This is a genomic window from Gordonia sp. NPDC003585 (assembly GCF_040610755.1).
Lineage (GTDB): Bacteria > Actinomycetota > Actinomycetes > Mycobacteriales > Mycobacteriaceae > Gordonia.
Genome location: NZ_JBEXMX010000048.1, coordinates 1 through 19,290, shown reverse-complemented (window position 1 = coordinate 19,290; position 19,290 = coordinate 1). Strand labels below are relative to the sequence as shown.

Annotated in this window: 19 protein-coding genes; 10 read left to right on the top strand and 9 right to left on the bottom strand. The window is 66.0% G+C overall.

The genetic code is table 11. From position 1 onward, the window contains the following. Positions 1 to 16: 16 nt before the first annotated feature. On the top strand, positions 17 to 760 hold the full coding sequence (locus tag ABZW74_RS14660; protein ID WP_355277068.1) for an SDR family oxidoreductase: 744 nt from the start codon (positions 17 to 19) through the stop codon (positions 758 to 760). Between the two features lie 15 nt (positions 761 to 775). On the opposite strand, the gene ABZW74_RS14655 is transcribed toward ABZW74_RS14660, so the two are convergent. Next, positions 776 to 1,462: a histidine phosphatase family protein gene (locus ABZW74_RS14655; protein ID WP_355277066.1), complete on the bottom strand. Its 687-nt coding sequence runs from the start codon at positions 1,460 to 1,462 to the stop codon at positions 776 to 778. A gap of 107 nt (positions 1,463 to 1,569) precedes the next feature. Here ABZW74_RS14655 and ABZW74_RS14650 point away from each other — a divergent pair, with 107 nt between their 5' ends. Further along, positions 1,570 to 1,986, top strand: a complete 417-nt coding sequence (locus ABZW74_RS14650; RefSeq protein ID WP_240854981.1) for a VOC family protein — start codon at positions 1,570 to 1,572, stop codon at positions 1,984 to 1,986. 37 nt (positions 1,987 to 2,023) lie between these two features. On the opposite strand, the gene ABZW74_RS14645 is transcribed toward ABZW74_RS14650, so the two are convergent. Then, positions 2,024 to 3,070: a sigma-70 family RNA polymerase sigma factor gene (locus ABZW74_RS14645; protein WP_240854977.1), complete on the bottom strand. Its 1,047-nt coding sequence runs from the start codon at positions 3,068 to 3,070 to the stop codon at positions 2,024 to 2,026. A 674-nt stretch (positions 3,071 to 3,744) separates the two neighbouring features. On the opposite strand from ABZW74_RS14645, the gene ABZW74_RS14640 reads away from it, so the two are divergent. Beyond that, entirely contained in the window at positions 3,745 to 4,923 is a 1,179-nt protein-coding gene (locus ABZW74_RS14640) for an ROK family protein (RefSeq protein ID WP_355277104.1), read from the top strand. Between the two features lie 204 nt (positions 4,924 to 5,127). Here the strand turns inward: ABZW74_RS14640 and ABZW74_RS14635 are convergent, their stop codons facing one another. Beyond that, complete coding sequence (locus ABZW74_RS14635) at positions 5,128 to 5,934, bottom strand: ABC transporter permease (protein WP_240855539.1); 807 nt, start codon at positions 5,932 to 5,934, stop codon at positions 5,128 to 5,130. A gap of 35 nt (positions 5,935 to 5,969) precedes the next feature. Next, the gene (locus ABZW74_RS14630; protein ID WP_240854976.1) at positions 5,970 to 7,001 is read right to left on the bottom strand and encodes an ATP-binding cassette domain-containing protein; all 1,032 of its coding nucleotides are present in this window, start codon (positions 6,999 to 7,001) and stop codon (positions 5,970 to 5,972) included. Positions 7,002 to 7,298: 297 nt separating this feature from the next. Between ABZW74_RS14630 and ABZW74_RS14625 the strand changes: the two genes are divergently transcribed. Genes ABZW74_RS14625 through ABZW74_RS14610 form a run of 4 tightly spaced genes read left to right on the top strand, consistent with a single transcriptional unit; the run spans position 7,299 to position 10,373 of the window. Continuing rightward, complete coding sequence (locus ABZW74_RS14625) at positions 7,299 to 7,700, top strand: TOBE domain-containing protein (RefSeq protein WP_240854974.1); 402 nt, start codon at positions 7,299 to 7,301, stop codon at positions 7,698 to 7,700. Further along, positions 7,700 to 8,464, top strand: a complete 765-nt coding sequence (gene modA / locus ABZW74_RS14620) for a molybdate ABC transporter substrate-binding protein (RefSeq protein ID WP_355277061.1) — start codon at positions 7,700 to 7,702, stop codon at positions 8,462 to 8,464. The genes ABZW74_RS14625 and modA overlap by 1 nt, the downstream gene beginning before the upstream one ends. A gap of 29 nt (positions 8,465 to 8,493) precedes the next feature. Continuing rightward, positions 8,494 to 9,282 carry an ABC transporter permease gene (locus ABZW74_RS14615; protein WP_355277058.1) on the top strand — a complete coding sequence of 263 codons (789 nt, stop codon included), beginning with the start codon at positions 8,494 to 8,496 and terminating at the stop codon, positions 9,280 to 9,282. Further along, entirely contained in the window at positions 9,279 to 10,373 is a 1,095-nt protein-coding gene (locus ABZW74_RS14610) for an ATP-binding cassette domain-containing protein (protein WP_240854962.1), read from the top strand. The genes ABZW74_RS14615 and ABZW74_RS14610 overlap by 4 nt, the downstream gene beginning before the upstream one ends. Here ABZW74_RS14610 and ABZW74_RS14605 read toward each other — a convergent pair. The 5 genes from ABZW74_RS14605 to ABZW74_RS14585 all read right to left on the bottom strand — a co-directional run bounded on the left by ABZW74_RS14605 (position 10,337) and on the right by ABZW74_RS14585 (position 14,799). Then, positions 10,337 to 10,567, bottom strand: coding sequence for a hypothetical protein (locus ABZW74_RS14605; RefSeq protein WP_240854960.1), 231 nt, complete (start codon positions 10,565 to 10,567; stop codon positions 10,337 to 10,339). The genes ABZW74_RS14610 and ABZW74_RS14605 overlap by 37 nt on opposite strands. A gap of 551 nt (positions 10,568 to 11,118) precedes the next feature. After that, complete coding sequence (locus ABZW74_RS14600; protein WP_240854959.1) at positions 11,119 to 11,580, bottom strand: Hsp20/alpha crystallin family protein; 462 nt, start codon at positions 11,578 to 11,580, stop codon at positions 11,119 to 11,121. 184 nt (positions 11,581 to 11,764) lie between these two features. Further along, positions 11,765 to 12,586, bottom strand: coding sequence for a hypothetical protein (locus tag ABZW74_RS14595; protein ID WP_240854958.1), 822 nt, complete (start codon positions 12,584 to 12,586; stop codon positions 11,765 to 11,767). A 67-nt stretch (positions 12,587 to 12,653) separates the two neighbouring features. Continuing rightward, complete coding sequence (locus ABZW74_RS14590; protein ID WP_355277054.1) at positions 12,654 to 13,628, bottom strand: adenylate/guanylate cyclase domain-containing protein; 975 nt, start codon at positions 13,626 to 13,628, stop codon at positions 12,654 to 12,656. Next, positions 13,621 to 14,799: a TetR/AcrR family transcriptional regulator gene (locus ABZW74_RS14585; protein ID WP_240854955.1), complete on the bottom strand. Its 1,179-nt coding sequence runs from the start codon at positions 14,797 to 14,799 to the stop codon at positions 13,621 to 13,623. The genes ABZW74_RS14590 and ABZW74_RS14585 overlap by 8 nt, the downstream gene beginning before the upstream one ends. 130 nt (positions 14,800 to 14,929) lie before the next feature. Here ABZW74_RS14585 and ABZW74_RS14580 point away from each other — a divergent pair, with 130 nt between their 5' ends. The 3 genes from ABZW74_RS14580 to ABZW74_RS14570 all read left to right on the top strand — a co-directional run. Next, positions 14,930 to 16,141 carry an acetyl-CoA C-acetyltransferase gene (locus ABZW74_RS14580; RefSeq protein ID WP_355277051.1) on the top strand — a complete coding sequence of 404 codons (1,212 nt, stop codon included), beginning with the start codon at positions 14,930 to 14,932 and terminating at the stop codon, positions 16,139 to 16,141. Positions 16,142 to 16,179: 38 nt separating this feature from the next. Further along, positions 16,180 to 18,354 carry a 3-hydroxyacyl-CoA dehydrogenase NAD-binding domain-containing protein gene (locus ABZW74_RS14575; protein ID WP_240854951.1) on the top strand — a complete coding sequence of 725 codons (2,175 nt, stop codon included), beginning with the start codon at positions 16,180 to 16,182 and terminating at the stop codon, positions 18,352 to 18,354. Between the two features lie 553 nt (positions 18,355 to 18,907). Continuing rightward, on the top strand, positions 18,908 to 19,290 hold a 383-nt coding region (locus ABZW74_RS14570; protein WP_355277047.1), incomplete at its 3' end, for an SPFH domain-containing protein.

Below are 19,290 nucleotides of genomic sequence, written 5' to 3'. Positions count from 1 at the left end.
TAGGGGGACCAGGAAAATGGCTGATTCAGACCACAAGGTTGCGCTGGTCACCGGCGCGTCGCGCGGCATCGGCGCCGCCATCGCCGAGAGGTTTGCCGCCGACGGTTGGGATCTCACCATCAGCTCGCGCGGCCGGGAGGCCCTGGAGAAGCGGGCGGCAGAATTGCGCGAGCACGGTGCAGGTCGCATCGAGGTGATCCCGGCCGACATGACCGATCCGGAAGCCGTTGAGGCGCTCGCCACTTCGCATGCGGCAGCGTTCGGCCGATGCGATGCGCTGATCATCAACGCCGGGATGGGGCAGAAGGGTGCCGTCGCCGACCTGCCCGTGCGTCGCTTTGATCGTCTGTATCAGGTGAACGTGCGGGCGCCGTACATCTTGCTGCAGTCGCTGTTGCCGACGCTGCGAACCACCGCTGAAGCTGCCGGGGCGGCGAAAGTCATTGCCGTGGCGTCGATCACGGGCGTGTATCCGGAGCCGGAGCTGTCGGCGTACGGCGCCACCAAGGCCGCACTGATCTCCCTGTGTGAGACCTTCAATCTCGAGGAGTCCGAGCGCGGAGTGAGCGCCACGACGATCGCGCCCGGCTACGTCGACACCGACATGTCCGACTGGCTCAAGGACACCATCCCCGGCGATGAGATGATCACCGTCGGCGACGTCGCGACCATCGCCCACTCGGTCACGCAATTGTCCCGATATGCGGTGCTGCCCAACGTTGTTCTCACCCGGCCGGGAAGCAATCTGCATCGCGCCTGAACCGCGCCGCCACGTTCAGCGGAACGTCGACACCCCACCCTCGCGGTCGGCGAGGTGGCCGTGCTCGTTGAACGACACCAACGACACCCCGCTGCGACCGACGATCAGCTTGGTGATGGAGGCATTCACCATGGTGCGCGCCATCGCGGGCCAACGTTGCGCGGGGATTTCCCACAGTTGGGCGATCCACTGGGTGATCGAACCGGCCGACGACACGACCAGCACGGTCTGACCCGAACCGGCGAGTTCGGCAGCGCGAGCCGCGGCGTCGCTGATGCGACCGGAGAAATGCGCGTATGTCTCGTCCGGGCCGTCGGTCTCGTCGGCGGAAATCCAGTGTGCAAGGCCGGCGTCGAGCTGGCGCTGATAGCTCCGACCGTCACGGAACAGTTCGGCGCTCGCTGACCCCACCAGGGCGGGCAGCTCGTACTCGTTCCAGTCGGCGTCCACGGTGGGCGTTGGTGGGTTGTCGAAGGCCGCGAGCACACCGGCGAGCGTCTGCTGTTGCCGCGGGAGGTCTCCGCTGATGGCCGCGGTGATGGCCTCGACCTGACCGGCGAGCGCGGCGCCGGTGAGTTTGGCCTGCATGTCGCCGACGCGAGTAAGACCGCCGGGCCCGTTCGACACGTCAGTGCTCGCGTCGTCGATGCCGTATGCCAGCGCATTCGCCTGACCGTGCCGAACCAGATAGATCACACCCATACCTGCACCCTATGCGGCGCCGATGAATTCTCGGTGCCGGGCGGGTCTGCACTTGTGGGGCGCCCCGAACCCGGACTTCCCATCGCGCTCCGCCCAGGAGACCCGCTGTGCCACCGATGATGTTCGTGAACCTTCCCGTCGCCGACCCGGCGCGGTCAAGGATCTTCTTCGAGAAGCTGGGGTTCCGGTTCGACGCGGTGTTCTGCGACCAGGGCACTCTGTGCATGATCGTCAACGACGCGACCATGGTGATGCTGCACGAGCGGGGTCGGTTCGCCGGCTATGCCGCCGGGCGGGTGGCCGATCCGACGACCGGTCGCGAGGCGCTGCTGGCGATCTCCGCCGATTCACGCAGCGAGGTCGACCGGTTCGCCGACGCCGCCCTCGCCGGTGGAGGATCGTTCTTGCGCGACGCCGACGACCTCGGCTTCATGTACTGCCGCAGCTTCTGCGATCCCGACGGTCACGCCTGGGAAATCGTGTTCATGGATCCGGCGTCGATCCCGCAGAACCCGGATTCGTAGCAATAGTGCGTGCCCAGCACACACTATTGCTACGAAATCAGTGCCAGGGGCTGGGCGCGGTCCGGGCCGGTGCGTCGTACGGTGCGGCCGGGAGGCCGAACCGCGCGAAGTCCTCTTCCATCGTGTCGCTGAAGAAGGCCACGACGTAGGAGACCTTCCCCGACTCGTCCAACTCGAGTACATGCAACTGGAAGGGGCGGTGGACGCCGTCCGGTTCGCGCATGTACAGCCCGAATGCGGGTTGGCTGTTGGCGACGGTCGGCAGCAGGATCTGATCGCCGGGCCCCTCGGCGGGACAGTTGCCGCGGATGAGGATGCCGATCGCCTCTGGGCCCTGGTACCAACCGGTGAACGGGGGCATCTCCCAGATCGCCTTGTCGGTGAACAGGTCGACGATGGCGTCGACGTCGTAGCGCTCGAATGCCGACACGTACTTCGCCAGCAGTTCACGCTTGGCGTCGTCGTCGAGCGTCCCGGGCGATTCCTGCACCGGCCGAGCGTTCTTCAGCTGTTCGCGGGCGCGTTGCAGCAGGCTGTTGACGGTCGCGGTGGTGACCCCGATGGTGTCGGCGACCTCGGCCGCCTTCCACTGCAGCACGTCGCGCAGGATCAGCACGGCGCGTTGCCGTTCGGGCAGGTGCTGCAGCGCTGCGATGAACGCCAGCCGCACCGATTCGCGGGCCCCGACCACGTACGCGGGATCGGCGTCGTCTCCGGGTGAGATGTCGTCGACGGTGCCCGCGAACGGCTCCAGCCACGGGACCTCGTGATCCTGGAGGAGGTCGTCGGCGGGGTCGAACGCGTCACCACCGAGACCGGACGGGAGCGGACGACGCTGCTTGCTGCCGAGCGCGGTGAGGCAGGTGTTGGTGGCGATCTTGTGCAGCCACGTACGCACCGACGATCGATGGTCGAACTTCGGATATCCCCGCCAGGCACGCAGGTAGGTCTCCTGGGTGAGGTCTTCGGCGTCGTGGTGCGACCCCATCATCCGGTAGCAGTGCGCGATGATCTCACGCCGGAAGGGCTCGGTGACCTGCAGGAATTCGGCGTCGGAATCGGTGGTGGACGCGGTTGTGGTCATGCTCACAATCTACTCGCTGGTACCGACAACCTCGACCGCTCGCCGACCATCGTCGTGGCTTCGCCGAGGTCGATGCCGAGGTCGACGCATCACGCAGCCCCCGATTTGGGATCATCATGAACCTAACCGGCGTCACGGGCCCCGGATCGACCTATTCTCGCCGGTGAACGAGTGTGCGCTCTCTCCGAAAACCGGCTCGGACCTGCACCGGGTGCTTGCCAGATGTCTCGGGCCGTTGCTAGCTTGATCGCCATGACGAACGCCCGCAGCAGCCTCTTGGCGGTCACCTATGTGACGACCGCTCTCGGCTGTCGGCTGCCGTTCGCCCGTGTGCTCTGTTGTTGTCGAATGCGCTGATTCCCGACCCCTTCTCCCGGGTCGACTGTCTCGAACTCCTTTCAGCCCCCGCCCGTCCGTCGTGGACGTGGCGCTTTCGACGAGGACACTCAATGACCACCACGCTCGGCCCCCAAACTGCGACCTCCGCCACCCCGACCGTCCGCACCACCCCGCTTCCGACGCGTCGCGGTGCCAGTCCCACCCGCCAGCCCGTACCGTTGGCCTACGGTTCACGTTCGCTGGAACGGCAGCGCCTCGCCGACACGCGTCGTCGTGAACAGGCACAGCGACCGCGGCCCACGCAGCGGCCACGGGCGGCGAAGGGAGATGCGGGAGTGCATGTCGCGACGCCGCATCTGGAGCTGTCCACCAAGCCGGCCGCACTGGTGCTGCGGGCCGCACGCCTGTCGGGCCCGCTCTTCCGCGACGACGCAGCCGAACGGACCGGACTGTCGATCTCGACGGTGAACCGTCAGGTCGGCGCACTGTTGCGGGCCGGGCTCATTCGTGAGCGTGCCGACCTGGCGCCGGCCGGCGCCATCGGGCGTCCGCGCCTGCCGTTCGAGATCAACGTCACCGACTTCCTGACCGTCGGCATCCACATCGGCTACAAGGTCACCTCGATCACCACGCACGATCTGCTGCACCGCGTCGTCGGCGCCATCCAGATCCCCACCCCGGTGGCCGAATCGCCGGAGGCCACGCTCGTCGCCATCGGGGCAAGCGCCCGCCGGTTCTCGGCGCGCTGGACCGGTCGTCGGGTGCTGTGGGCCGGTGTGGCCATCGGTGGTCGCGTGGGGACCGGAGGCGTCGTCGACCATCCGCGGCTCGGTTGGCAGGCCGCACCCGTGGGTCGGGTCATCGCCGAAAGCCTCGGCCTGCCGGTGTCGGTGGCTTCCCATGTCGAGGCCATGGCTGCCGCCGAACTCGTGGTCAATCCCAACGATGCGAAGTCGGCCGAGGAGAAGTCGAGCTTTCTGTACTTCTATGCGCGCGAGATGGTCGGCGTGGCGTTCAGTGTTGGCGGAACGGTGCACACCCCGACCGCGGGCCCGCCGGTCATCGGTCACTTCCCGACCGGCACCACCGAGCACCTGGACCCGGCGCGTACCGGGGAACTCGAAGCGACGGTCAGCGACACCGGCATCGTCGAGGCCGCGCAGGCCGCTGGTCTGCCGGTGACGGAGATCGAGGACGTGCACGTCCTGGCGCGCGACGGTGACGTGATTGCGCGCGAGATCCTCGAAGAACGTGCTCGCGTGCTGGGCCGCACCATCGGCCTGGTCGCCGACATCTTCAACCCCGACCACATCATCCTGGGTGGTCAGGCGTTCACCGATTATCCGGCGACCCTCCCGGTGGTGGCCAAGGCGGTGCGCGAGACCTCGGTATCCCCGAGACGCGATGTGCGCGTGTCACATTCGGGTGCGACCGTGCAGCAGCAGGCTGCCGGCGCGGTGTCGCTCGACGCGATCTACAACGATCCGCTGGAGGCCGTGAACCTCACGGCGTAGACCTTGGTGACGCGAAGAGTCCCTCCCGCTGGCTGAGGTGCGAGCCTGCGAGCCTCGAAGCCCCTGGCGCGATGACATTGTCGTCTCACCTGGCCTTCGAGGCTCGTCGCTAGCGCTCCTCGCTCCTCAGGCAGCGGTAGGAGGCTCGTCGCTTGCGGTCCTCGCACTTCAGGGAGTGGGAGGGCCGGGTGCGCGAGGCTCAGCTCAATCCGAGGTGCGCTTGTAGTAGGCGCGCAGTGCGAACGGGGCGAAGATGACGGTCAGCGCCACCGACCAGATCAGCGTCGCGGCCACCGGGTGCTGCATCGGCCACGCAGCTTCGGGGCCGTAGGCGGGCCCGTTGCCCCACAGCACGCGCATGGCTTGCACGAGCGACGACATCGGGTTCCACTCGGCGATCGTCTGTAGCCAGTCGGGCATCGGGTCGGTGGGGACAAAGGCGTTGGACAGGAACGTGATCGGGAACAGCACCGAGAACATGAAGCCGTTGACCGCCTCCACCGAGCGCAGCCACGAGCCGATCAGGATGCCGAACCAGATCATCGCGAACCCGAACAGGATCAGCAGGGCGAAGGCGAGCACGGCGTCGACGAAGGAGCCGCGGATACGCCAGCCGATGGCGAGTCCGGTGATGGCCATCACCACGATGCCGATGGACGAATGCAACAGGCTCGCGATACTGCGACCGATCAGTACCGACGACCGGTGGATGGGCAACGACCGGAAGCGGTCGATGATGCCCTTCTCCAGGTCGGCGGTGATGCCGGTGGAGACGATGAAAGCGGTGAACACGATGGTCTGCCCCATGATGCCGGGCAGCAGGAATTCCTTGTACGACGCGCTCTCGGTCTGGATCGAGGCGCCGAACACGTAGGCGAACAGCAGCACGAACATGATCGGCTGGATCGTCACGTCGGACAGCATCTCGGGCATCCGCTTGGTGTGGATCATGTTGCGTTTCACCATGATCCAGGCCTGCTGAGCAATGTTGGTCTGATGGGTGGCCGGCATCTCCGTTACCGCCGACCCGGGTGTCACGGTGGTGGTCATCGGTCGTTCTCCTCGTCGGTGGAATCGGAGTTCTCGTCGGCGTCTTCGGCGCGGTGACCGGTGAGCGACAGGAAGACGTCGTCGAGGCTGGGGCGTGCGAGCCCGAGGTCGTCGACGGCGATGCCGCTTTCGTCGAACCAGGCGACCACGCGATTGAGGTCGGCGAGTCCGCTTGCGGCGGTGGTGAGTCGGCGGGCGCCCTCGTCGACGAAGACCTCCGCGCCGGTCTTGGCGAGCAGTGCCTGCGCCTGTGGGAGGTCGTCGGCGTTGGAGACGGTCAGCACCAGACTGGCCGCGCCCGCTTGTTGTTTGAGCTGCATCGGGGTGCCGTGCGCGATGATCTTGCCCTTGTCGATGACGACGATGTCGTCGGCGAGTTGATCGGCCTCTTCGAGGTACTGTGTGGTCAGCAGCAACGTGGTTCCTTGAGACACCAAGCCGCGCAGCACGTCCCACAGCTCCGAGCGACTCCGTGGATCGAGGCCGGTTGTCGGTTCGTCGAGGAACAGCACCGGTGGTGCTGCGAGGAGGCTGACGGCCAGGTCGAGCCGGCGGCGCATACCGCCCGAATACGACTTGACCTGTTTGTTGGCCGCCTCGGTCAGCGAGAACTGTTCGAGCAGTTGATCGCCCCGACGAGCCAGATCGCGTCGGCCGATCCCGTACAGCCCGCCGATCATGCGCAGATTCTCGCGGCCGGTGAGGATCTCGTCGACGGTAGCCGCCTGCCCGGTCAGACCCATGCTCCGGCGGACGGCGTCAGGTTCGGCGGTCACGTCGTGTCCGGCGACCCGGGCGGTGCCGCTGGTGGGTGGGGACAGCGTGGTCATCATCCGGACGGTGGTGGTCTTGCCTGCACCGTTGGGTCCGAGCAGGCCGAGCACGGATCCGCGGGGGACGGTGAAGCTCACGCCGTCGACGGCGGTGAAGTCGCCGAAGCGCTTCACGAGGTCGATGGCTTCGATGGCGACGTCGGCGTCGGGGGCGGTGCGCGTTGTCATCGGTGCCGGGGCTGTGGGTGAGGTCATGTTTCTCCACGCTATCGAGGTGGTCGGACAATGGCGAAGGGTTTTTCCGCTCGCCTGCGACAGGCGAACACAGGGGCAGACCCACGCCGATCCGGAAACTCATCGGTGTGTGCTGCCACCTGCAAAAACGGACAAATCGGATGCACTGGTGTCGATGGTACGGGCGTGGTCTGACAGACCCGCGTCATTGTTCGGTGGGATGAGTCGCACCGTCGGGGAGCGGGCTTCGCGACCGTGCAATTCGTATGCGCGGACACTTCCCGCCTGTTTCTCCGCAGATGCGGATATCATCTCCCCGTGGGTGCCATACGAGTACGCGATGCGTCGGTCCTCCTCGGCGTCAGCGACGACACCGTGCGCCGTTGGATCAGCGCGGGTGAGCTGTCGGCGATCGACGACGGCGGGGTGCAGGCCGTCGACGGGGTCGAACTGGCCGCCCTGGCACAGCGTCGCGCCGGAACGGCACCCGACGACGACTCCGGGGTGCTGCGGTCGGCGCGCAATCGCTTCACCGGACTCGTGACCGAAGCGGTCATCGACGGCGTCATGGCGCAGGTGACGATGCAGTGCGGGCCGTTCGAGGTCACGTCGCTGATGAGCGCCGACGCGGCGCGGGAACTGGGCCTGGAACCGGGCGTGGTGGCAACGGCGGTCGTCAAGGCGACGACCGTGATCGTGGAGAAGAAGCGGGAGAGCTGATGAGACGGATTCTGGCTGCGCTGTCGGTGGCGGGACTGTTGCTGGCGGTCGCCGGCTGTTCGTCGGACGACGACAGTTCGACGCCCGCGAGCGCCACCCCGACGACGCTGAACGTGTCGGCCGCGGCATCGCTCAAGAAGACGTTCACGGCCATCGCCGACGAGTTCCAGAAGCAGCACGCGGGGGTCACCGTCAAGTTGTCCTTCGACGGGTCGTCGACGCTGGTCAATCAGATCAAGCAGGGTGCGCCCGCCGACGTGTTCGCCAGTGCCGACGAGAGGAACATGGACAAGCTCGGCGATCAGGCCGTGGACCCCAAGATCTTCGCCACCAACACCCTCGTCATCGTTACCGCACCCGGAAACCCCAAGGGCATCAACTCGTTTGCCGATCTCAACAAGCCCGGCGTGACCACTGTGGTCTGCCAGTCCGCGCAGCCGTGCGGTAACGCCACCGACACCGTCGAGAAGAACACCGGCGTCACCGTTAATGCCGCCTCGGAGGAGCAGTCGGTGACCGCCGTGCTCACCAAGGTGACGACGGGTCAGGCCGATGCCGGAGTGGTGTACGTGACCGACGCCAAGGCCGCCGGTGACAAGGTCGCCACCGTCACCGACCCGGCGTTCGCCGCTGTGGTCAACAAGTACCCGATCGCAACCGTGCAGGGCGCTCCCGGTGATGCGCTCGGCAAGGAGTTCATCGAACTCGTGCTGGGACCGCAGGGGCAGCAGATCCTGGCGGACGCCGGATTCGGTAAACCTTGACCCGACTCCGCATCGGCAGCCGATCGGGAATGTCGGCACTGCCGCTGTGGGTGTTCGCTCTCGCCGCGCTCGGGGTCGCGCTGATCGTCGTACCGCCGTTGGCGCTGCTAGCACAGACGCCGTGGGAGACCTTTGTCGAGGATGTGACGTCGGAGTCCTCGCTTGACGCACTAAGACTTTCACTGATCACGGCGACGGCGAGCACAGTGATGTGCTTGCTACTCGGGGTGCCGATGGCGGTGATCTTCGCCCGCTACGACAACCTGTTCGTCCGCGTGCTGCGCTCACTTGTGCTGCTGCCCTTGGTGCTTCCGCCGGTGGTCGGCGGTCTGGCGCTGCTGTACACGTTCGGCCGACTCGGCGTCATCGGCAAGCATCTCCATGCTGCCGGTATCGACATCGCGTTCACCACCACTGCCGTGGTGCTCGCGCAGACCTTTGTCGCGCTGCCGTTCCTGGTGATCAGTGTGGAAGGTGCTGTGCGCGTTGTCGGTACGCGCTACGAGGAAGTCGCCGCAACGCTCGGTGCGGGCCCGACGCGGACGCTGTGGCGCGTCACCCTCCCACTGGTCGTTCCGTCCCTCGTGGCGGGTATGGTTCTGGCGTTCGCCCGGGCGCTCGGTGAGTTCGGCGCCACCATCACGTTCGCGGGCAACGCGCCCGGCGTCACCCAGACCGCGCCACTGGCCATCTATGTGGCATCGATCGACGATCCGAAAGCGGCGATCCCGTTGTCGCTCATCCTGGTTCTCCTCTCACTGATCGTCGTGGTCGGAGTACACAGCCGTCGTCGCCGAGGCGTGGTCGGGGCGCTGTGAACGAGACAGATCTTTCGGTGTCGATTGCCAACGAAATACCGAGCCTGCATCTCACGCACCGATTCCCGGCGGGACGCACCACGGCCGTTGTGGGACCCAACGGTGCGGGGAAGACCACCATGCTCCGGATGATCGCGGGCCTGCTCGTGGGCGATTCGGGGACTCGGATCACGCTCGGTGACAACGTGTTCCGCGATGACCGCACCTCCCTTCCGCCGCATCGCCGCCCGGTGGCGCTGCTGTCGCAGGAGGCGCGGCTCTTTCCGCACCTGAGTGTCGCGTCGAACATCGCGTTCGCACCGTCGGCTCAGCGTCTGCCCCGCGCCGAGGTGCGGGACCGGGTGCGCCGCTGGATGGCGGCCACCGAGGTCACCGACCTCGCCGACCGCAAACCCGATCAACTCTCCGGCGGTCAGGCGCAACGCGTCGCCATTGCGCGGGCGTTCGCTGCCGAACCGCGAATCCTACTGCTGGACGAGCCATTCCGAGCGCTCGACGTCGACGTCGCCAGTCGCCTGCGCGGCCTTCTGCGGACGCTGTTGGCAGATCACGAACGCACCACCATCATGGTCACCCACGATGTGCTCGACGCCGTGGGCCTGGCCGACGAGATCGTGGTGCTCGACGGGGGACGACTCGTCGAATCCGGTTCCACAAGAGCGGTTCTGGCCGGACCGACGAGCCGGTTCGCCGCGTCGCTGTCGGGACTGAACCTTTTTCTCGGCACGATGGACACGTCCGGCGGGGTGATGGACGCCGACGGCAACCGTGTCGTGGGTATGGCCGCCGAGACGCTTGACCCCGGTACGGCGGCCGCAGCCGCTTTCTCGCCGCGGGCGGTCGCGGTGTATCTGCAAGCGCCACAAGGGAGCCCACGTACCACGCTGCGTGGCGTCATCCGAGAACTCGAGCCCCGCGGTGACCACGCACTTCTGAACGCCGACGTCGAAGACCAGACGGTTGCGGCCGAGGTGACCTGGGCGGCGGTGGCCGATCTGGGACTCGAGATCGGGCTCGACGTCGACCTGGTGGTGAAAGCGAACGAGGTGAAGATCTACGGTGCCGCGTCTCCGGTCTCCTCTGACCACTGAGATCTCGGATCGTCGGAGTCGTCGAGTGTCACCGGTATGGCTTGTTCGGCGATATCGGCCTCATCGGCTTCGAGGCCCAGCACCTCGACTGGTTGCTGGACGGCGTCGTGATCATCGGGATCGACGGGCAGGGATTGTTCCACCGCATCCGCCTCGTCGGCATTCATCGAGACGCGTGGTTGGTCGGTTGTCATTCGATGCCTCCGCTCAGCCCAGGGAAACCGTCTTCTCGGGAATAGTGCTGCGACAGGGAGGGGTTCGCGGTAGGAGCACCGCAAACCCCCCCCCTGGACGACCCGACGACAGCCCTCGTGCGTGGGAGAGAGACTACTTCTGAGCGTTCGTCGGGCGACGAGTTCATCACCTCCTTCGTTGGCTTTGGCTCTATACACAGACCTGTCGATCGCGCCGACGATCGCAGGCGGCGCGCGTTGTCGGCCGCCTCTCGACGGCGAGACCCAACCCCGGACTGGTTCGCGATGGCTGCCCGACCCCTCGCACCGTCTACGAGGTCGGAGTTCGCAAGCCGTGGTCACGCCGCCTGCGACGACAGCGTGACGCAGAGATGCGGCCGCGAAGAGCGCGTCGATTTCGGCAGCCAACCAGAGCTCGTCAGGATCGATCACCTCGAGGTGACCTGCGGTCGGGGCGGTGTCGGTGCAGACCATCATTCTCGTCACCCTCCGTTTCGCGCTGGGTGGTCAAGCGTCTCGCACGGGTGGTCAACTATTGCGACTCAATGGGATCAGCCGGCCGCCGAGTTCGTCGTCGCGGCCCTGATCTCCTGTTGCCTCGCACCGGCGTGGCCGATCTCGATCTTGCGGGGCTTGGCCTGCTCGGCGACCGGGATGGTCACGGTCAGCACTCCGTTGTCATAGGAGGCCGAGATCCTCGCCGGATCCACACCATCGCCGAGCGTGACCTGGCGACGGTAGGTGCCGGAGAAACGTTCACTGGCCAGCCACTGCACACCGTCATCGGTTGGCGCACTGCGGTGCGCGGACAGTGTGAGCACACCGTTGTCGACATCGAGGTCGATCGAACCAGGATCCGCACCTGGTAGGTCCGCGACGAGCGAATAGTGGTCATCGACCTTGTACACGTCGATGGGCATGAACCGCGGAGTGCGGCCCACAGTGCCGGACCCACCGGCAAGGAGCGCCTTGGCCCAGTCATCGACAGCAGCAAAGGGATCTACACGCAGCACAGCAAACACCTCCTTCTTCAGGGGTGCCGCCCCAATGACGGCACCTCACTTACCATCACTGCGTAACCTGATATTAGCACTCTCCTCTGGCGAGTGCCAACACTTTTTCACAATTGTCCGAGTCGAAGTACGGACGCGCGCAACAGGACTCGACGATTTGGGTCATCCGCGGTCGGGGTGGCCTCTACGTGAGGCAGCCGGTGCGCTGGGTCTCGGCGAACACCGGCACGCGGGTCACCAGGAGGCATTGAGAGTTATCGGGACGATCGTTGTAGCTGCCGCCCAACACGTATACGGTCGGAGCCTTGATCGCGTCCGCAAGAGCGTCGTACTCGGCCTCGGGGATCGTCCACTTGATCAAGTTTGTGCCGCGCGCGGTCAATTCCATCGTCTGGTCGATGCCGAGTGTGCCGGAGAGTTGCGGTGGTCCGCCTTGCTCGGAGATGTCGGTGGCAGCGAGGAACATTGGCATGTTCGTCAGCGTGCACCAAGCCGCCTCCACCGCATCGTCGTTTGTGGAGAAGCCGAAATCGGTTCGCGCATCCCGGCTTCCGCACAGGGAGGTGCTTCTTGTCCATGCCGGTCGGAAGCTGAGTTTGTCTGGGAACGGGGCATTGCGGGCGGGGGTGGTGTTCGTCAGACGCGCCGTCACCACGAATTCCCACGTCAGGTCGGTGCGGCCAGGCTTGGAGTTGGCGGTGTCGTTGGTCACCGTGATCGTGGGCTCGGTGACCTCCACCTGATAGCTGTACCCATCCTCGTCTTTCCAACTGTGCTGCAAGACGATCTTCTGTGGGGTGCCCTCTGCTGACGGCGTGGTGCGCAGGCCAGACTCGAGCGACCGCGATGTCGTGGTCCCTTGCGACGTGATCGTGCCGTTCTCGGTGGTGCTCTGATCCGAGGACGACCCGCAAGCAGCGAGAACCGCTACGAAAACGGCAGATAGCGCCACACAGAGTCGGTTGCGGTTGCGGTGATGGAGGGATGAACCCAGACGTGACAGCACGCAACGGACTAGACCCGAAAAGTGCATATCGAGTCAATCGGACATCGGGATTCACTCGATCGGACGATCAGCGCTCCGAGTCGTCCGACGTGGCCGGCAGTTCGGGGATTTCGAGCTCGTCTTCGTCTGCGCGACGGTCGACTTCGAGTGCGAAGGCGCGCAGACGCTTGTAACCCCGGACGCTCAGCGTCGGGATCTGCTTGAGGTAGAAGCGGTTGTCCGACCGGAGAGCGTTCGACACCGACTCGTCGACCAATGTTGTTCCCGGCCGCGCGGATCCGCACAGGCGGGCCGCGATGTTCACCGGCTCACCGAACACGTCGCCGAGCCGGGTCAGCACCTCACCCCGCGCGAGTCCGGCTCGCAGTTCGGGGATGGGCTGCGACTCGCTGAGACGGTGTATCCCGACGGCGGCCATCGCTGCGGCGGCCGGCTCGTGGAAGGTGAACATGACCGCATCGCCGAGCGTCTTGACCACCGATCCGTCGAGTTCGGTGATGATCTCGTAGGTGCGCTCTTCGAAGGCGTCGAGAAGCGACTGCAGTTCGGCCAGACCGATGCGCCGGGACAGACTGGTGTAGCCGACGATGTCGGCGAATCCCACGACAGAGTGCAGGCTTTCACTCGCCTCGCTCGCGGTGCGGCGTTCGAGGGCAAGCATCAGATGGCGGCGCCACACGAACTGCTGGATCTTCTCGAGGGCGTCGGCCATCTGTGGCACCGACCACGGGACGTCTGGGTCCGCGTCGAGCTCGACGAGCTGATCGGCCTGCCATTCCGCGAGGCGCGCCATGGACTGACCGATGCTCCGGGCGGTGGACACCTGGGCGGTCATCTCCATGACGTCTTCGCTGCCGCTGAAGATTCGCAGCGCCTCGAGGTCCTTGCGGGAGAAGATCTTCGTGTCGATGCGCCTGCGTGGAAAACCGAAGGCATTCCATATCTTCTCGGCATGCTCGCTGGGGATTCCCAGATTCGCGATGAGTTCGTCGCGGGTGTACTCCGCGGTGTCTTCCGACTGACCCTCGGTGGGTTCAGACATCAAGCACGCCCTTCATGAAGTACGCCATCCGCGCCCCGAACTCCGGCCGCGCCGTTCCGCGCCGCATCCGTACCGCGTCGTTGACGATGCTCAACGCGGCGTGGACCGCGACGGCTGCCGCGTCCCGCTTGAGGTCGGGGTCGACCGCAACCAGCAGGTCGATCCACCGTGCCACGTAGCGGCGCTGTACGTCCAGCAATGCGGCCGCCGGTGGCTGGCCCGCCAGGACTCCGGAACTGTTGAACGCCACCGACAGGTCGGGGGTGCTGGTGATGACCGTGACGTAGGAGTCGACGAGCAGACCGAGTAGTTTCGCCGGGTCGGAGGTGGCCGAGAAGGCGGCGATCACCCCGGCTTCGAGGCGCATGGCGCTGCGCTCCCCGATGCCGACCAAGATCGCCAGCTTCGACGAGAAGTGTTTGTACACACTGGGACCCGTGATTCCGACCGCCGCACCGATCTCGTCGACCCCCACGTCGGTGTAGCCGCGGTCGGCGAAGAGCGCGGCAGCGGCGTCGAGGATCTCGTCGCGTCGATTCGCGGTGACGTTGGTGACCGGCGACGGCGGGGTGAGTGGTGGCGCTGCACCGGGCGTGAGCACGATCAGCCGCCGCACCAGGGTGCCGAGTTCCACGCGCGCCCGGACGTCGGACATGCGGGTGTGATGCACCGACAGGCTGCCGCACACGCTGAGTACCGCCCAGGCCAGCTGAACCGTCTCGCGTTCGGTGAGTTCCGGTCGGCTCTGGGCCAACGTCGCCGCCCATCGGCCGAGGATTCCCCGGGTGCGCTGGGCGACCTGGATGTTCTGCTCCTCGGTCAGGTAGTTGCTGGTCCAGCGCCACAGCGCGGCCGAGCCCGGATGCGCCACCGCGAGCGTGCACGCGGCGTCGACGAGTTCGTCCACGGTCGGCTGTACTGCACCGGCGAACGCACGGTCGGTGCAGGCCTCCAGATCGTCGACGCCCGCCATCACCGCGGCGGCCAGCAGCGCCTGCTTGTCGTCGAAGTGCCGGTACAGCGACGGGGCGGTGACACCGGCACTCCGTGCGATGTCGGCAAGGGAGACCTGCGCATACCCGCGCCGCAGGAACAGCTCGGCGGCGTGGCTGACGAGCTGTCGTTTGCGGTCGGTGCCGCGCGTGCGGGCGGTGGGCTTACGGTCTGGCATGGTGAACCGACCATAGCGCACATTTGAGATCCGACGACGGTGTCTGATCACCAGGTATAGCCAAATTAGTTATTCCGCGTTAGCCTCGTAGAGTAACCACAAATGGTTCATGCGAAAGGAACACTCAATCGTGGCTGATCAAGCATTCATCTACGAGGCGATCCGTACGCCCCGTGGCAAGCAGCGCGGCGGCGCGCTGCACAGCGTCAAGCCGGTCGATCTGGCCAGCGGCGTCATCAATGAGGTCCTGGCCCGTCATGGCAGCCTCGACCCGTCCGAGATCAACGACGTCATCCTCGGCGTCGTCTCGCCGGTCGGCGAGCAGGGCGGCGTCATCGCACGTACCGCAGCTCTGAACAGCGGTCTGCCCGAGAATGTCCCCGGAACCCAGATCGACCGCTTCTGCGCGTCGGGCCTGGAGGCCACCAACCTCGCCGCGGCCAAGGTCGCGTCGGGCTTCGACGAGCTGGTCCTCGCCGGCGGTGTCGAGTCGATGTCGCGCGTGCCGATGGGCAGCGACGGCGGTGCGCTCTTCACCGACCCGACCACCGCGTACGACAACTACATCGTCCCGCAGGGCATCGGCGCCGACCTGATCGCCACCATCGAGGGCTTCTCCCGTGAGGACGTCGACGCCTTCGCCGCCGAGTCGCAGGCTCGTGCTGAGAAGGCCTGGACCAGTGGCTACTTCGCCAAGTCCGTGGTCCCCGTCCGCGACATCAACGGTGTCATCGTGCTCGACCACGACGAGCACCGTCGTCCGGGCAGTACCGCCGAGAGCCTCGGCAAGCTCAAGCCCGCCTTCGCGGGTCTGGCCGAGATGGCCGGCTTCGACGACGTCATCCTGCAGCGCTACCCGGAGGTGGAGCGCGTCAACCACGTGCACACCGGTGGTAACAGCTCCGGCATCGTCGACGGTGCGGCTGCCGTCCTGATCGGTAGCGAGGAGGCGGGCAAGCGCAACGGCCTGACCCCGCGCGGCCGTTTCGTGTCGTTCGCGCAGGTCGGCTCGGAGCCGTCCATCATGCTCACCGGCCCCACCCCGGCCACCGAGCTCGCGCTGAAGCGTGCCGGCCTGACCGTCGACGACATCGACGTCTTCGAGCTGAACGAGGCGTTCGCGTCGGTCGTCATGAAGTGGATGAAGGACCTCAAGGTTCCGCACGAGAAGACCAACGTCAACGGTGGCGCGATCGCGATGGGTCACCCGCTCGGCGCGACCGGCGCGATGATCCTCGGCACCTGCCTCGACGAGCTCGAGCGCACCGGTGGCCGCTACGGCCTCATCACGCTGTGCATCGGCGGCGGCATGGGCATCGCAACCGTCATCGAGCGCGTCTGACGCCGGCGTCCCCTCTACCAAAGGAACTTTGAAAACACATGAGTGACAACCTTTTCAACTGGGAGAAGGACGCCGACGGCGTCGTCATCCTGACCATGGACGACCCCAACCAGGGCGCCAACACCATGAACGAACTGTTCATGACCTCGCTGCCGGTCATCGTCGAGCGTCTCGAGGCGGAGAAGGACGACATCACCGGTGTCGTCATCACCTCGGCCAAGAAGACCTTCTTCGCCGGTGGCGACCTGAAGGACATGACCAGCGGCCGCGGCGACGCGAGCAAGGAAGAGATCGCGACCGCGATCACGGAGCGCACCAACGGCATGAAGAAGGTGCTGCGTCGTCTGGAGACCCTGGGCAAGCCCGTCGTCGCCGCCATCAATGGCGCCGCACTCGGCGGTGGCCTGGAGATCGCGCTGCACACGCACTACCGCATCGCGGCCGACGTGAAGGGCGTGCAGATCGGTCTGCCCGAGGTCACCCTCGGCCTGCTCCCCGGCGGCGGTGGCGTGGTTCGTACCGTGCGCCTCCTGGGCATCCAGAACGCTCTGATGGGAGTCCTGCTGCAGGGCAACCGGTTCAACCCGACCAAGGCCAAGGAAACCGGCATCATCGACGAGGTCGTCGGTTCCATCGAGGAACTGATCCCCGCCGCCAAGGCCTGGATCGCCGCGAACCCCGAGGCAGCGCAGCCGTGGGACAAGAAGGGCTACAAGATGCCTGGCGGCTCGGTCACCAACCCGGCCTTCGCCGCGAACCTGCCCGCGCTGCCGTCGTTGCTGCGCAAGCAGATCAAGGGCGCCAACATGCCGGCCCCGCGCGCCATCCTGGCCGCGGCCGTCGAGGGTGCCTACGTCGACGTCGACACCGCCGACATCATCGAGACCCGCTACTTCGTCTCGCTGGTCACCGGTCAGGTCGCCCAGAACATGATCAAGGCGTTCTTCTTCGACCTGCAGCACATCAACAACGGTGGCTCGCGCCCCGAGGGCATCGAGAAGTACACCGCCAAGAAGGTCGGCGTCATCGGTGCCGGAATGATGGGCGCCGCAATCGCTTACGTCTCCGCCAAGGCGGGCATCGAGGTCGTCCTGAAGGACATCGACCTCGACGCCGCCAAGCGGGGCAAGGGCTACTCGGAGAAGCTCGAGGCCAAGGCTCTCTCGCGCGGCAAGACCACGCAAGAGCGCTCCGACGCGCTGCTGGCCCGCATCACCCCGACCATCGATCCCGAGGATTTCAAGGGTGTCGACCTCGTCATCGAGGCCGCCTTCGAGTCGGTTGAGGTGAAGCACAAGGTCTTCCAGGAGATCGAGGACATCGTCGAGCCGAACGCGATCCTGGGTTCGAACACCTCGACGCTGCCGATCACCATCCTCGCGCAGGGTGTGAAGCGTCAGGAAGACTTCATCGGTATCCACTTCTTCTCGCCCGTCGACAAGATGCCGCTGGTGGAGATCATCCGCGGTGAGAAGACCTCGGATGAGGTGCTGGCCAAGGTCATCGACTACACGCTGCAGATCCGCAAGACCCCGATCGTCGTCAACGACAGTCGCGGGTTCTTCACCAGCCGCGTGATCGGCACCTTCGTCAACGAGGCCATCGCGGCCGTCGGCGAGGGCGTCGAGCCGGCGTTCATCGAGCACGCGGGCACCCAGGCGGGCTACCCGGCCGCGCCGCTGCAGCTGATGGACGAGCTGACCCTGACCCTGCCGCAGAAGATCCGCAAGGAGTCCGAGGCGGCTGCCAAGGAAGCCGGCATCGACTTCCCGACGCACCCGTCGTTCGCCGTGGTCGACTGGATGGTCGACAATGGCCGCACCGCCCGCAAGGACGGCAAGGGCTTCTACGACTACGACGCCGAGGGCAAGCGCACCCAGCTGTGGCCGGGTCTGCGCGAGCAGTTCAAGTCGGGCAGCACCAAGATCCCGCTCGAGGACATGAAGGAGCGCATGCTCTTCGCCGAGGCGCTCGAGACCGTGAAGTGCTTCGACGAGGGTGTGCTCACCTCCGTCGAGGACGCCAACATCGGCTCGATCTTCGGCATCGGCTTCCCGGCATGGACCGGTGGTGTCATCCAGTACATCAACCAGTACGAGGGTGGCCTGCAGGGCTTCGTCGACCGTGCCAAGGACCTCGCGTCCAAGTACGGTTCGCACTTCGAGCCGCCGGCCTCGCTGGTCGAGAAGGCTGCCCGTGGAGAGAAGTTCTAGGGGCGAGAAGTTCTGATCTGCTGATCTGAAACCCGCAGGGCCCCGGCCGGATTCGTTCCGGTCGGGGCTTTGTGCTGTTGGGGACCGTCGGGAATCTGTACCTCCCAGACCGACCAAATGCACTGTGCACTTGATTCGGCTGTCAGGTACAGATTTCCGACGGCCAGCCAACTGCTCCTAGATCAGGCGAATAATCCGTTGCGGCCAGGTCGCCGACGTGGCAGAGTCTCTCGTCGGGCGTGAGAGCAGCCGAACGGAGGGTACTCCGATCATGTTCTGCGCGTACGACTTACGTCCTCCTCCACTGCCACTGGAACTGGTATATCGGGGTTCGAGTCCCCACTGCGGCACCGCCCCCGGGGTGCACGGGAACGATCGGTCTTGCGGCGCTCGTCGAGCACGATGACGGGTGACCCCACCGAGCGTCCCGCCCGCGGGTGGTGTCCGGGGCGAGCGAAGCGACGGGAAATACTGCCGGCCTGGCCATGGCGGGAGCACAACAACTTCAGAACGCGACGACATGTCATGCGACGCAACGGAAAGGAGGCACGTCATGTCACTCTTCAGTCGAATCACCGTAGTTCCCGGGTACGTCACCCTGGAATACCGGGAAGGAAAGCTCACCCGGACGCTGCAGCCCGGCTCGCATTCGCGGCGTGGCGATGCCACCTACGTCACCGTCGACCTGCGTGAGCGGCTGATTCCGGTTGCGCCGCAGGAAATCCTGACGTCCGACGTGATGTCGGTGCGGGTGACCATGGCGCTGCGTCTGACCGTGGTCGACGCGGTCGCCTTCACCGAGCGGGCCGTCGACCCGATCGCGACGATCTACCTCGCCGCGCAGATCGCATTGCGTCAGGTGTGCGCCGCCTTGGCGTCCGACGACGTGATCCGCCGCGGTGTTGCGGTCGACACCGCGCCTGTGCTCGTGGCATC